General features: G+C 59.4%; 13 protein-coding genes and 1 pseudogene. 1 reads left to right on the top strand and 13 read right to left on the bottom strand.

Annotation, left to right across the window (positions count from 1 at the left end):
- From HLUSI_RS0116230 to ndk, 4 genes are all read right to left on the bottom strand, one after another.
- A partial coding sequence (locus HLUSI_RS0116230; protein WP_162098079.1) for a helix-turn-helix domain-containing protein occupies positions 1 to 628 on the bottom strand: 628 nt, incomplete at its 3' end.
- An 82-nt stretch (positions 629 to 710) separates the two neighbouring features.
- Positions 711 to 1,529, bottom strand: coding sequence for a type IV pilus biogenesis/stability protein PilW (pilW, locus tag HLUSI_RS0116225; protein ID WP_016834974.1), 819 nt, complete (start codon positions 1,527 to 1,529; stop codon positions 711 to 713).
- The gene (gene rlmN, locus HLUSI_RS0116220) at positions 1,526 to 2,707 is read right to left on the bottom strand and encodes a dual-specificity RNA methyltransferase RlmN (RefSeq protein ID WP_016834973.1); all 1,182 of its coding nucleotides are present in this window, start codon (positions 2,705 to 2,707) and stop codon (positions 1,526 to 1,528) included. The genes pilW and rlmN overlap by 4 nt, the downstream gene beginning before the upstream one ends.
- A 67-nt stretch (positions 2,708 to 2,774) precedes the next feature.
- Positions 2,775 to 3,200, bottom strand: coding sequence for a nucleoside-diphosphate kinase (gene ndk / locus HLUSI_RS0116215; protein ID WP_016834972.1), 426 nt, complete (start codon positions 3,198 to 3,200; stop codon positions 2,775 to 2,777).
- Between the two features lie 225 nt (positions 3,201 to 3,425).
- Between ndk and HLUSI_RS0116210 the strand changes: the two genes are divergently transcribed.
- A complete protein-coding gene (locus HLUSI_RS0116210) occupies positions 3,426 to 4,118 on the top strand; it encodes a Bax inhibitor-1/YccA family protein (RefSeq protein ID WP_016834971.1) in 693 nt (230 codons plus the stop codon).
- Between the two features lie 72 nt (positions 4,119 to 4,190).
- Here HLUSI_RS0116210 and rlmD read toward each other — a convergent pair whose 3' ends face one another.
- The 9 genes and pseudogenes from rlmD to zapE all read right to left on the bottom strand — a co-directional run.
- Complete coding sequence (gene rlmD, locus HLUSI_RS0116205) at positions 4,191 to 5,549, bottom strand: 23S rRNA (uracil(1939)-C(5))-methyltransferase RlmD (protein WP_016834970.1); 1,359 nt, start codon at positions 5,547 to 5,549, stop codon at positions 4,191 to 4,193.
- A 76-nt stretch (positions 5,550 to 5,625) separates the two neighbouring features.
- The gene (gene rpoS, locus HLUSI_RS0116200; protein WP_029363608.1) at positions 5,626 to 6,657 is read right to left on the bottom strand and encodes an RNA polymerase sigma factor RpoS; all 1,032 of its coding nucleotides are present in this window, start codon (positions 6,655 to 6,657) and stop codon (positions 5,626 to 5,628) included.
- 3 nt (positions 6,658 to 6,660) lie between these two features.
- Positions 6,661 to 7,493: pseudogene (locus HLUSI_RS29035) on the bottom strand (peptidoglycan DD-metalloendopeptidase family protein).
- Positions 7,494 to 7,616: 123 nt separating this feature from the next.
- Complete coding sequence (locus HLUSI_RS0116190) at positions 7,617 to 8,531, bottom strand: protein-L-isoaspartate(D-aspartate) O-methyltransferase (protein ID WP_016834968.1); 915 nt, start codon at positions 8,529 to 8,531, stop codon at positions 7,617 to 7,619.
- Positions 8,528 to 9,265, bottom strand: a complete 738-nt coding sequence (surE, locus tag HLUSI_RS0116185) for a 5'/3'-nucleotidase SurE (RefSeq protein WP_016834967.1) — start codon at positions 9,263 to 9,265, stop codon at positions 8,528 to 8,530. Before surE ends, HLUSI_RS0116190 begins: the two co-directional genes overlap by 4 nt.
- A gap of 199 nt (positions 9,266 to 9,464) precedes the next feature.
- Positions 9,465 to 11,486: an ATP-dependent DNA helicase gene (locus tag HLUSI_RS0116175; protein ID WP_016834965.1), complete on the bottom strand. Its 2,022-nt coding sequence runs from the start codon at positions 11,484 to 11,486 to the stop codon at positions 9,465 to 9,467.
- A gap of 151 nt (positions 11,487 to 11,637) precedes the next feature.
- A complete protein-coding gene (locus tag HLUSI_RS0116170; protein ID WP_081768826.1) occupies positions 11,638 to 11,844 on the bottom strand; it encodes a YdcH family protein in 207 nt (68 codons plus the stop codon).
- A gap of 168 nt (positions 11,845 to 12,012) precedes the next feature.
- A complete protein-coding gene (locus HLUSI_RS0116165; RefSeq protein WP_029363606.1) occupies positions 12,013 to 12,792 on the bottom strand; it encodes a hypothetical protein in 780 nt (259 codons plus the stop codon).
- Between the two features lie 17 nt (positions 12,793 to 12,809).
- The coding region (gene zapE, locus HLUSI_RS0116160) for a cell division protein ZapE (protein WP_016834962.1) at positions 12,810 to 13,328 on the bottom strand (519 nt) is incomplete at its 5' end.

The raw sequence follows: 13,328 nt of genomic DNA, 5'->3' as shown, positions 1-13,328 counted from the left end.
CAGCCGGCTGCGGCGCGCTCGGCGCCACCGCGCTGGCTACGCGCTCGGAAACATTGGTAATCGCCGAACTGGCGGAGCTGGCAGCACTCGTCACGGCCGACTCGACCTTTTCGAGCTTGCTCTTGTCGGAACCATCCTGTACTTCAGGCGGCAAATCCTGCTGGACATCGGCTTGCACCGGCGCTGCAGCCGGTTCTTCCGAGGCCGTTCTGGCGCCCTGCTTCAACCATGCCAGTTGCGGCACGTCGTTGAATGCATCGGTGCGATGGATCACGCCGGCAGCGCCGACCAGCAATACCACCAGTACGCCGCCGACTACCAGACCCGGCGAAACCTTGCTGCGATTGCCCAACGGCAGCGGCGACTCCGAAAAAGGCGTCGACAGTGTGCGCTGTGGCGTTATCTGCCCGGTTTGTACAAGACCGTCCTGCGGCAACAATGCCACCAGCGCGTTGGCATCCAGCCCCAGCAACTTGGCATAGGCGCGCACAAAACCGCGCACGATGACCGGGCCCGGCAACGCGGCATAATTGTCCCCCTCCAGCGCGATCACCTGACGCGTGGCGAATTTCAACTGACTCGCGGCGTGCTCCACAGACCATCCCTTGGCCTGACGTTGCGCTGCCAATAGCGCTCCGGGTAATGCCACTTGCCTTACCTCTTCTGTCCCCGATTCGAAACCGGAGATTGGCGCTTCATTTCCCTGCTGATCACTCATCAAATGCTCCACGTTGATAAGCCGCGTATTCTGACGAAGACGGATAGCGACGGCGCAATTGCGCCGCCAGTTCATTTTCGGCTGATTGATTGCCTAGTTTACGTTCAATCTTGATGGCTAGCCATAGTGCATCGACATTCAAGACATCATTTTTTGCCGCCAGACCGATGTGAAAGCGCGCACGCTCGAACTCACTTCGATCAAAGTAAATCCTGGTCAAATTCACATTGGTTGCCAGACTGGCCGGCTCATACTGGAATGCCCGCGCAAAATACCGTTCTGCCGCCGCGGCGTTCTGCGACTTCAGGCTGCATGCGCCGGCATTGGCAAGCGCCTTGCCCGGCGAGAGGTAGGTCGGCTGTGCGACTGCCGCCTCGAAGTACGGTATTGCTTCGGCCGCACGGCTATTGTTGCAAAGGAACCAACCGTAGTTATTGGCGAAATCCGGATTGCCGGGCGAAAGCCTCAGTGCCTGGAGAAAATCAGCCTCGGCTTGCCTGCTGCGGCCCATTTCCATAAGCGCCAGCGCGCGCATGCCGTAGGCTTCGGCAAAATCAGGGACCGCCTGCAATGCCAGATCGGCCTCTTCAAGCGTCACGGCAAACTGGCGCTGTTCGTAGTAACCGATCGCCAGTTGCAAACGAATATCGGCGCGTTTCCGGGCGTCAGCCTGAACATTCACGCGGGACGACGATACCGGCATGCTGTCGCCGGCGGCAGTTTTGTCCATTTTGGAGGAAACGCATCCGGTCAGCAGCAAAGCAGGTGCCAGCAGCAGGGCAATGACACTGTTCTGCCAGCGTTTCCTCACCCGGTGATCTCCACGATGCGGCCAAAGTCCTTACCGAATTTTTGCTGGTATTCAGTCATTTTCTGCATGCGTTCCTGCACGCGGGTGCGGTCCTTGACCTCGCCCGCCAGCTGACCGCAGGCGGCGTCGATATCGTCGCCGCGCGTCTTGCGAATGGTTGTAACGATGCCGGCATCCATCAGGATCTGGGCAAACGCCTTGATGCGAGGATTGTGGGAACGCTTCAATCCTGACTCGGGGAAAGGATTGAACGGAATCAGGTTGAACTTGCATGGCACCGCGGCCTTGGCGTCGCCGCCACCCTGCACCAATTCCACCAATTCGCGCGCATGTGCGTCGCTGTCGTTGACGCCGTCCAGCATGCAATATTCGAACGTCACAAAATCGCGCGGCGCAAACTCGAGGTAGCGCTTGCACGCCGCCATCAACTCTTGCAGCGGATATTTCTTGTTCAGCGGAATCAGACCGTCGCGCAGCGTATCGTTGGACGCATGCAGCGACACCGCCAGCGCCACCGCGCATTCCTGCGACAACTTGTCGATCATCGGCACCACGCCACTGGTTGACAGCGTTACACGGCGGCGCGACAAGCCGTACGCGTTATCGTCGAGCATCAGCTTCAAAGCGGTAACGGTAGGTTCAAAATTCAGCAAAGGCTCGCCCATGCCCATCATCACCACGTTGGTGATCTGGCGCTCGCCTTTGGGACCGGCTTCGACACCCTTGGTCTTGCGCAACTCGAACTCGGCCATCCACAACTGGCCGATGATTTCGCCGACGCTCAGGTTACGGTTGAAGCCTTGCTTGCCGGTCGAGCAGAAACGGCAATTGACCGCGCAGCCGGCCTGAGTCGAAATGCACAAGGTGCCGCGGTTTTCTTCGGGAATGAATACGGTTTCAACGGCATTGCCGTTGCCGACATCCACCAGCCATTTGCGGGTGCCGTCGGTGGAAGTATGGTCGCTGATGATGGCCGGAGCGGTCACATGGGCCCGCGTCGACAGCTTTTCACGCAGCGACTTGGCGAGATCGGTCATCTCGGCAAAATCGGCAACGCCGTATTGATGAATCCAACGCTGCAATTGTTTGGCGCGAAACGGCTTCTCACCCAACTCGCCACAATAAGCGACGAGTTGCGCGGGATCCAGATCCAGCAGATTGGTGAGAGCTGTTGTCATGACATGTACCACTTTTCGTTAACCTTGATGCATAGACCACTAAACATCAAGGACAACTTGCTACAAATTAACGCGAGTAGATATTCAGCGCCGGGAAGAAATATGAGATTTCAACCTTGGCTGTTTCTGCTGCGTCGGAACCGTGCACTGCGTTGGCGTCGATCGAATCAGCGAAATCGGCGCGGATCGTGCCTTTTTCTGCCTTCTTCGGATCGGTTGCGCCCATCAGGTCGCGATGCTTCAGGATCGCGTTTTCGCCTTCCAGGGCTTGCACGATCACAGGACCGGAGACCATGAAGTCAACCAGATCCTTGAAGAATGGACGCTCGCGGTGAACCGCGTAGAAACCTTCTGCTTCGGCACGCGACAAGTGAATCATGCGCGCAGCGATGATTTTCAGGCCGGCGTTTTCGAAACGGGTATAAATCTGACCGATCACGTTTTTCGCAACTGCGTCCGGTTTGATAATCGACAGGGTGCGTTCAATTGCCATGTGTAAAAACTCCAATAAAAAGAAAGGGTTAAAGCTGTTAATTAACAATTCAATCAACCTTTAATTCTACCATGAAACGACTATTTATCAGCCTAATTCGCTATAAAGCATGGCAAACTGACAAAATTTAACGACTTCCGCGGACGAACTTCCCTCTTGCTGCGGTGTCTCATGCAGTGAGCGTCGTGCTATGCTCTGTTCGCATTTAACGCTACCGGAGGACGAATGAACAATTACTCGCAAAACACACTTGAAAACCTGAATACCGGCGCCTTGGCCCGCAACCGCGTGCTGCGCAATACTTACTGGCTGCTCGCATTGTCGATGATCCCGACCGTGCTCGGCGCGTGGCTGGGCGTGCAATTGCATCTGAGCCTGTTTGCCGGTAGCCCGATGATCGGTTTCGTGGTGTTCATGGCCGTGGCCTTCGGCTTCTTCTACGCGATCGAAAAGACCAAGAATTCCGGCTTGGGCGTCGCCGTCCTGCTCGGCTTCACCTTCTTCATGGGCCTGATGCTGTCGCGCTTGATCGAATACACGCTGGGCTTCTCCAACGGCGCCCAATTGATCATGACGGCATTCGGCGGCACCGCACTGATTTTCGGGGTCATGGCAACCGTCGCGACAGTATCCAAGCGCGACTTCTCGGGCATGAGCAAATGGCTGTTTGCCGGCGTACTCGTGATCATCGTCGCCTCGCTGGCCAATATCTTCCTGCAACTGCCGGCGCTGCAATTGACCATTTCGGTGGTGGCGATCGCGATTTTCTCGGCTTACATCCTGTTTGACGTGCAACAAGTCATCAACGGCGGCGAAACCAACTACATTTCGGCCACCTTGGCGATCTACCTGGACGTCTACAACGTGTTCGTCAACCTGCTCTCGATTCTGGGCATCGTCGGCGGCAACCGCGACTGACGCCGCTGCGCATTGCTTCAAAGAAAAAGCCGACCTTCTGGTCGGCTTTTTTCGTGGCGTCGCCGGAACAACTCAATCCGCCAAATCGAACACCGCCATCGATTCCACATGCGCCGTGTGCGGGAACATGTTGACCACGCCCGCCAGCGTCAGGCGGTAACCGCCCAGGTTGACCAGTTCACCGGCATCACGCGCCAGCGTAGCCGGGTTGCAGGATACATAGACGATGCGCCTGGGCTTCAGATGGGCATGCTGCGCGCCCAGACCGGCAATTGCCTTGCACACTTCCAGCGCACCTTCGCGTGGCGGGTCGATCAGCATACGATCGAATTTGCCGAGCGCAATGAAATCTTCCGTCGTCGCCTCAAACAGATTGCGGCAATAGAACGCCGTTTTGCCGGCAATCCCATTGACCTTCGCATTCTCGGCGGCGCGCTCGGTCAGGGCCGTGCTGCCTTCGATGCCGACGACTTCCCTGGCCAATGTGGCGATCGGCAAGGTGAAATTGCCCAAACCGCAAAATAAATCGGCGACACGATCCTCAGGCTGCACATCGAGCAAGCGCAAGGCCCGGGCCACCAGTACACGGTTGATCTGGTGATTGACCTGAGTGAAATCGGTGGGCTTGAACGGCATGCGAATACCGAATTCCGGCAGCGTGTAATGCAGGTTCGATTGCGGTGGATAGAAGGGATGCGCCGTGTCCGGACCTTTCGGCTGCAACCACCATTCGACCTTGTGCTCGTCGGCAAAAGCCTTGAGCTTGAGCTCGTCGTCGGCACTTGGCGGCTCCATCACGCGCAAGACCATGACCGTGGTTTTTACTCCGTTGTCACCCTCGCCGATGGCCAGTTCAATTTGCGGAAGACGGTCGATGATGCTCAGCGAACCGATCAGCGCGCGCAGCGGCATCAGCATTGCCGAGACATGCGGCGGCAGGATTTCGCACGTCTTCATGTCGCTGACGAACGGCGATTTCTTTTCATGGAAACCAACCAGCACGGTGCCCTTCTTGACCACGTTCTTGACCGAGATCCGCGCGCGATAGCGGTAGCCCCAGGTCGGCCCGTAAATCGGTCGCAACATGGTTTCCGCCTTGAGTTTGCTGAGATGCCAGAGATTGTCTTCGAGCACGCGCTGCTTCATGGCGACTTGCGCCGACGGCTCCAGATGCTGCATGGCACAGCCGCCGCAGAGACCGAAGTAATCGCATTGCGGCTTGACGCGCAAGGATGATTCGCGATGCAAGGCGGTCATGGTGGCCGCCTCCCATTTCGGCTTCCTGCGGTAAGACTGGAAGCTGACCTGCTCGCCGGGCAATGCGCCTTCGACGAAAATCACTTTGCCCTGGGTGCCGTCTTCGTTCGCCACATGACCGACGCCGCGTCCGTCCATATCGAGGGCTTTGATATTGATGATATTTTGCTGCATAGAAAATAGATGCGGCCACCGTCGCGGCCAAAAGACCAAAAACGCTATTGTCTGCGATACCGTCGGCGGAGGGAAGCTAAAACAGCGCGTCCTTGCCGACGCCACGGGCCAGCAGGCTGCGTTTGAGCTTGATCAGGGCTTCTTGCTGGACCTGGCGCACGCGTTCGCGGGTGATGCCCATTTCTGAAGCGAGTTGTTCCAGCGTGGAAGGATCGTCGTTGTCGAGTCCGAAGCGCCGGGTGATGACGATGCGTTGCTTGTCCGGCAAATTTTTAAGCCAGTCGCGGATCAGTATCGACACTTCGTGGTATTCGGCTTTGCTATCGGGACTCTCGTCGAGCGAGCCCGGCAACAGGTCGATCAGACTGGCCTGCGGATCGTTATCGAGGGGGGTGTCGAGCGAAGCCGCATGTTCGGACAGCGCCAGCACGTCCTGCACGTCTTCGACCGGACGATCGACCAGATGGGCGATGTCTTCCGCAGTGGCGTCGCGGCCGTCGTGGTGCTGCGCTTCCAGATGGTATTTTGCCCGCAGAATCTGGTTCAGTTCGCGCACCATGTGCACCGGCAGCCGCACCGTCCGCGCCTGATTCATGATGGCGCGTTCGATGCTCTGGCGAATCCACCAGGTGGCGTAGGTCGAGAAACGGAAACCGCGCTCAGGCTCGAACTTGTCGATGGCGCGCATGAGGCCGAGATTGCCCTCCTCGATCAGGTCGAGCAAGGCGACGCCGCGGTTGATGTAGTGTTTGGCGATCGACACGACCAGGCGCAGGTTGTGCTCGATCATCTTCTGGCGTGAAGCGAAATCACCCTGCTTGGCAAGCGTGGCGAAATACAATTCCTCCGGCGCAGTCAACAACGGCCGGGTGCCGATCTGGTTGAGGTAATGCTGGGTGGTGTCGGTGGACAGCTCGGCTGCCAGCACCTTCTTGAGTTCTTCCACTCCCTCGACGACAACGACGACCTCTGCTTCGCCCTGGGCCTCAGCCTCAGCGTCGTCACCCTCGTCAATGACTTCCAGATCGTCGGCTGTTTCCAACGGCTCGACCGGATCGTCCGATCGGGACTCGTCGTCTGGCAGGTGATCGCGAGGGCTTGGGCTCATACGCTAACGTGGCGGCAGGTATTTCGACGGGTCGACAGGCTTGCCTTGCTGGCGAATTTCGAAGTGCAGCTTGACGCTGTCGCTATCCGAATTCCCCATCTCGGCAATCTTCTGCCCCTTGGTTACAGCTTGCCCTTCCTTCACCAGTATCGTCTTGTTGTGCGCATAGGCCGACAAGAGATTATTGGAATGCTTCACGATCACGAGGTTGCCGTAACCGCCGGCTTCTCGGCCGGATGCGCCGCTTCGGCCTTGGCCGGAGTCTGGGCTGCAGAGGCGGCAGGCGCTGCTGCCGGAGCCGTCGATACGCTCGAAGGGGCAGCGTCCGGCTTTTCCAGCTCGGCCAGCGTGCTGTCCGAATAGGCTCGCTTGTCGCCGCGCGGGCCGGTCTTGTTGGCGCCAGCGCCCGTGCCGGTCGCTGCGGGAGCAGCACCCGCAGAAGACGACGCGCCCAACGGACGAACCTCAATGCCTGACGCCCCTGCCGCCGGCGCAACCACGGCGCCGGTTTGAACACCGTCAGGTGGCGAGACGCGCAGCACTTGATCAACTTTGATGTCGTTCGCATTGGTCAGGTTGTTCCAGGCCACGATGTCGCGATAGCTCTGCCCCGATTCCAGTGCGATGCGATACAGCGTATCGCCCTTCTTCACCGTGTAATAACCTTTTCCTTCAGGGCGCGCCGCTGCAGTTGCCACGTTTTTGGCGGGATCCGCCGCCGGCTTGGCCGAGCTGGTTGTACGTTCCACCACAGGTGCAGCAGTGCGCGGCGTAGTAGAACACCCTGCCAGCAGACTCACGACAATCCCCAACCAGACCAGACGATTATTTTTCATGCTCATTACATTAAATTTTGTACAACGATAACGTTGACCCGCGTCCTGCGCGAGAAGTTCATCGGGACCGGCGAGGCAAAAAGCTGCTCGCCGCCGTATTCTGAATAGCTTGTTTTATTCTTGTTACACCGTGCCCGGACGCAGCGGCACGAAATGGCATTCTTCCAGGGTTTCGCTGGTCCACTCGAATTTACTGATACGTTCGATGAGCTGCAACATCTGCTGACGCCCCCCGACCGGCGCCACCAGGCGCCCGCCGATCGCCAGCTGTTCCAGCAGCGCCTGCGGCACTTCCAGTCCGGCCGCCGCCAGAATGATGCCGTCGAACGGCGCCACCTGCGGCAGGCCTAGCATACCATCTCCGTAATGCAAGCGGATGTTGGCGATACGAAGCGGCCGCAAATTGGTCTTGGCCAGTTCATGCAAGGGCTTGATGCGTTCAATGGAGTACACCTCTTTGGCGACCAGCGACAGTACGGCCGCCTGATAGCCGCAGCCGGTGCCGATTTCCAGCACGCGCTCGAGCGCCTTGCCCTTGTTGTTGTCGCGCATGATCTCGATCATGCGCGCCACGATGTAGGGCTGGGAAATGGTCTGGTGATGTCCGATCGGCAACGAGGCGTCGATGTAGGCCTGGCTCGACAATCCCGGCTCCATGAACATGTGGCGCGGCACAGCCTCCATCGCCGCCAATACCTTTTGATCGCTGACGCCCTGCTTGGCCACGCGCGCCACCATGGCCTTGCGGACCGCTTCGGACACCAGCGGCGCCGAGCGATTGGCGGTGGCAATCGGCGTCGGCAATGCAGTGCGAGAGACGGGCGTGGCCGGCTTTCCGGCTGACGAGGATGGCGCCGGATGTTGTGCAGCGCGTGCGGCTTGCGCCTTCGCGGCCAGGCGACCGGAGTCCAGTGCAGCATTGCGCGTTGCCGTTTGCGGCGTCACCACGGTGCGCGCAGGTGCGCCGGAGGCGGCCTTGCCCTTCTTCTCCACCACGGAGGACAAGGACAGCGGGAAGCGGCTGGATTTACCGGTCATGCGAGCGCCTTCTTCAGGTCGGCCAACTGACTGGTGTGCGTCAGGTCAATCCGCAAGGGAGTGATCGACACGTGGCCGTTCGCGGTCGCATGGAAGTCGGTGCCTTCGCCGGCATCCTTGACGCCGCCCGGCGGGCCGATCCAGTAGATGTCCTTGCCGTGCGGATCGCGCATCTTGTAGACCGGCTCCGACATGTGGCGCTTGCCCAGTCGGGTCGCTACGCAGGACTTGAGTTCGGCATACGGCAGGTTGGGAATATTGACGTTCAGCAGATACGGTTTGGCGATGGCGTCGAACTGGCGCTCGACCACTTCACGGGCAACGCGCGCGGCGCTGTCGAGATGCTCCCAGCCTTTGTGCAATTGCGAAAACGCGATGGCCGGGATGCCAAACAGGAAACCCTCGGTCGCCGCGGCAACGGTGCCGGAATACAAGGTATCGTCGCCCATGTTCTGGCCTTGGTTGATGCCGGAAACGATCAGGTCGGGACGGTCCGGCAGCAAACCGGTCAGCGCGACGTGCACGCAGTCGGACGGCGTGCCGTTGAGGTAGTAAAAGCCGTTGCCGGCACGCTCAACCCACAGAGGCCGGTCCAGCGTCAGCGAGTTGGAACTGCCGGAGCGGTTGCTGTCGGGCGCGACAACGGTGATGTCGGCGATGGCGGACAAGGCGTCGGCCAGCGCAATGATGCCCGGAGCCAGGTAACCGTCGTCGTTGCTGATGAGAATTTTCATCCCGCCATTTTACCCGAAGCGCCGGGCTCGATTCAGGGAGAAATACGACGCTTCAACGCAAAAATGGCGGCATTTCCGGCTTGTAGAAAAACGTATTTAGCGGGAGCAACGTCAGTCGGTTTCGCTGACGGTCTGACAGGCAAACGCCGCCAGGATCACGCGGTCGCGCGCCGACACGTCGACCAATTCCAGGCCATATTCAGCTTTCCTCGGCGGCAGCCAAGGCCGCACGGCGTGCAAAGAAATCTTCCACCATGCCGATTTCACGGGTGCGTTTGAACGGCGGCAGGCTTTGCCAGATGCGGCGGCCATAGCCCTTGGAGATCAGCCGCGGATCGCAGATCATCAGCACGCCGCGATCGGTCTCATCGCGGATCAGGCGACCGGCGCCCTGCTTCAGGTTGATGATCGCCGCCGGCAACTGGTGATGCACAAAACCATTGAGGCCCTTCTTCTCCAGCTCGGCAATACGTGCTGCCAACACCGGATCGTCAGGCGGGGAAAACGGCAACTTGTCGATGATCACCAGCGACAATGCATCGCCGCGCACGTCGACGCCTTCCCAGAAACTCTGGCTACCGATCAGCACGCCATTACCGGAGGCGCGAAAACGATCCAGCAATTCGGTGCGACCGGCTTCTCCCTGCACCATCAGAGGAAACGGCAGGCCGCGCTGTTCGAACTCTTCACGCAGGCGCTCCGCGGCGCGATTGACCGCACGGATCGTAGTGCACAGCAGGAACGTGCGCCCACCGGCGGCAATGATGGCAGGCAGCGCCGCATCGATCACGGCATCGGTGTACTCGTAGGAGTTCGGCTGCGGCAGGTTGTTCGGCACATAAAGCAAACCTTGCTGCTCATAGTCGAACGGGCTCGGCCACGATTTTGCCGGCTCGTCCCACAGCCCCATCTGCGAAGTGTAGTGATGGAAATCGTTTTTCACCGCCAGCGTAGCCGAGGTGAAAATCCACGTGCGCGGCACGCCTTCGCGTTGCTTGTTGAAAATCGGCGCGATCGACAGCGGCGTGCGATGCAGTTGCAGCGACGAGGTGAATGCCTCGACCCACAATACGTAGGTCTGCCCGTCTTCGCTGGCGGCCTTGTCTTGCGCGCCATTCCATTTTTCAAGCTGATGCGACAATTCAATTGCACGGGTGCGGCATTGCTCGATGGTCTCGGCGCGCTCGGCTTGTTTTTCGAGTACGGCGATCATGCCATCCATGTTGTCGCGCAGGGTTTCCAGCGCGGGGAAGAACACGCTTGACGGCGCAATCTGATTGACCGCCAGGCGCACGATATCTTCCGGGAAAGCCAGCCGCAGGTCGCGCGCCGCCTTCTCGACCGGCGCCACCACCTTGGCCCAGTCGGCGCCGTCACGTGCATGCGACAGGCCTTCGGCCAACACGTCGCGGCACAGTTCCAGCACCTGCGACGTCGACACGGTGTCGCCGAAGAACATGGTTGCGGTTTCCGGCAACTGATGCGCCTCGTCGAAAATCACGGTATTGGCAGTCGGCAGCAATTCGGCCACGCCCGTGTCCTTCAAAGCCACGTCGGCGAAGAACAAATGGTGATTGACCACGACCACGTCGGCCTGCTGCGCTTCCTTGCGCGCTTTCATGACGAAGCAATCCTGGTAGTACTGGCATTCGGCGCCGAAACAGGTGTCGCGCGTGGACGTCACGAGGTTCCAGATCAGCGCGTTTTCCGGCACCTTGGACAACTCGGCCTTGTCGCCCGAGGAAGTGGTTTTCATGAAGCGCGAAATCTCGCGCAGATAGCCCACATCCTCGCGCGCGGTCAGGCGGCCGTTCTGCAGCGTGCGCTCGAGATGGAAATGGCAAACGTAGTTGGAACGCCCCTTCAACAGCGCCACCGAGACGGGCGCGCTCAAAGCCTTGCGCACGGTCGGGATGTCGCGCAGATAAAGCTGGTCCTGCAAGTTCTTGGTGCCGGTGGAGACGATTACCTTACCGCCCCACAGCAGCGCAGGGACCAGATAGGCGAAGGTCTTGCCGGTGCCGGTGCCGGCTTCGGCGATCAAGGTGCTCTGACCGGCAATCGCTTCGGCAATGGCCTTGGCCATTTCGGTCTGGGCGTGGCGCGGACGATAACTGCCGACCTGCCCGCCCAGCGGACCGCCGGCGCCGAACAGTCGCTCAACCTCGGCATCATGGATACCCTGTGGAACGGATGCGGCGGTATCTTCGATGGAACTCACTGACTCATGCCTGTAAAGAGGTTAAACCTGAACTGAAAAATGTGGGATGCCATGCCGTCGCCAACGACGTTGCCGTCCCGGCAAGATCATGACAACGGGAATGGATGCTGCGAATGAAACCGATCAAAAGCGGCTGAAACGCACCATTGATTCAGGCTGGAATATCGGGGATCAATTGCATTTTCAGCAACATGATGTGGTCCTTCAATTGCAACTTGCGCTTCTTCAAACGACGCAATTGTAATTCCTCATGACGCACTTCGCGTGAAAGCAGGTCGATCACGGCGTCCAGATCGCGATGTTCCACTTCCAGTTCGATAATACGGCGCTGTATATCTTCGCGGTGCGTCATTGTCATGTCGGCTTCTTGGTGCAAAAACGGCTGGAGGTTGCAGCGGGTTGCAGATTGCAGATTGCACGCCGCCGCTGCTAAAAAAGAACTGTACACAGTGTAATCCACCTGCCGCAGGTCAACAATCGTTGTCGGCTGCGCCGCTCGCTGCAAAAGCAAGCGACCGCGGCCGGACTACCTGGGCTGGTTCGGATCCGCGGCGGGCAGTCCGGAAGCCGGCGCCTGCTGTTGCTTGGCGGCACGCTCGCGATCTTTCTCCGCCTTGTTGGTCTCGACTTCCTTGCGATGCACTTCGGCCGCCTTGACCTTCTCCTGGTAGGCCTTTTCATTGGCCTGGCGTTGCGGTGCTTTGGCGGCATCTGCTGCCTGTTTCTCGCGCAGCTGCGCATCGTGCGCCTTCACGCGCGCATCTTCCTTGCCTTCGCTTTGCTGCTCGCGTTCCTTGACTTGTTGCTGCTTGGCTGCGCTCTCCTGCACCTTGCGCGCAGCGGCGGCGTCGCGCTCCTTTTGATCGGCGGCGCGGCGCGCAGAATCCTGCTCGTCCTTGACGCGCTGCTCGGCCAGCGATTTGTCACGATCATCGGCCTTGGCCTGGCGCTTGTAAGCATTGGCCTCGACTTCCACGTCACGCACCTGCTTGCCGGCAACGCGATTGCGTTCCTTGGCACCGTCCAGGCAAGCTGCCACAAAGAACTTCTTGTAGCAGTCGCGCTGTTCGGCGATGTATTGGTCTTCGATGATGAGGCGTTCCTTGTCAGCCTCCGCCAGGATCTCGTCGGCTTCGTCCGTCGAACGAATCGAACCCGACGGATAGCGCTCGTTGAATGCCGGCTTGCCGGGCGTCCCGTAAGGCGCCGGCTCGGCAGCGGCAAGCAGGGGTAGCGTCAGCCCGGCGACTGCCAGCACCAGCATTGCGGCTGGAACGCGGCAGGTCTTCTGAAAAAATGATTGCATGTAACCCTTATCCATAATCAAGCAAGCTTGTCGGCAGCGAGACGGCGTTCGGAATCCATGTACTCGCGCGATTGCATCTCAATGATACGTGAAACCGTGCGGTGGAATTCATTTGCCAGCATGCCTTCCGTATAGAGTTCTTCCGGCTCGACTTCGGCCGACATGATGAGCTTGACCTTGTGATCGTAGAACACATCGATCAACCAGGTGAAGCGACGCGCTTCCGACGACATCGCCGCGGACATGCGCGGGATGCCGGACAGGATCACGGTCTGGAAGCGACTGGCGATTTCGAGATAATCGTTCTGCGAACGCGGGCCTCCGCACAAGGTGGCGAAATCGAACCAGATGGCGCTGCCCGCGCGGCGCAAGGCGCGGATCTCCCGCGCTTCGATGTGCACGCGCGTGTCTTCGTCGGCGGTTTCGGCGACGGCGGCAAACGCCTCGCGCAACTCGCTGTCGGTGGCGGCATTGAGCGGCGTGTGGTAAATCCTGACCTGCTCCAGCGCGCGCTTGCGGTAATCGACGCCGGCCGT

Origin of the sequence: Herbaspirillum lusitanum P6-12 (assembly GCF_000256565.1) — a bacterium.
GTDB lineage: Bacteria > Pseudomonadota > Gammaproteobacteria > Burkholderiales > Burkholderiaceae_D > Herbaspirillum > Herbaspirillum lusitanum.
Note: the sequence above shows the minus strand (reverse complement) of the source record. Positions and strands in the feature narration are given on the sequence as shown.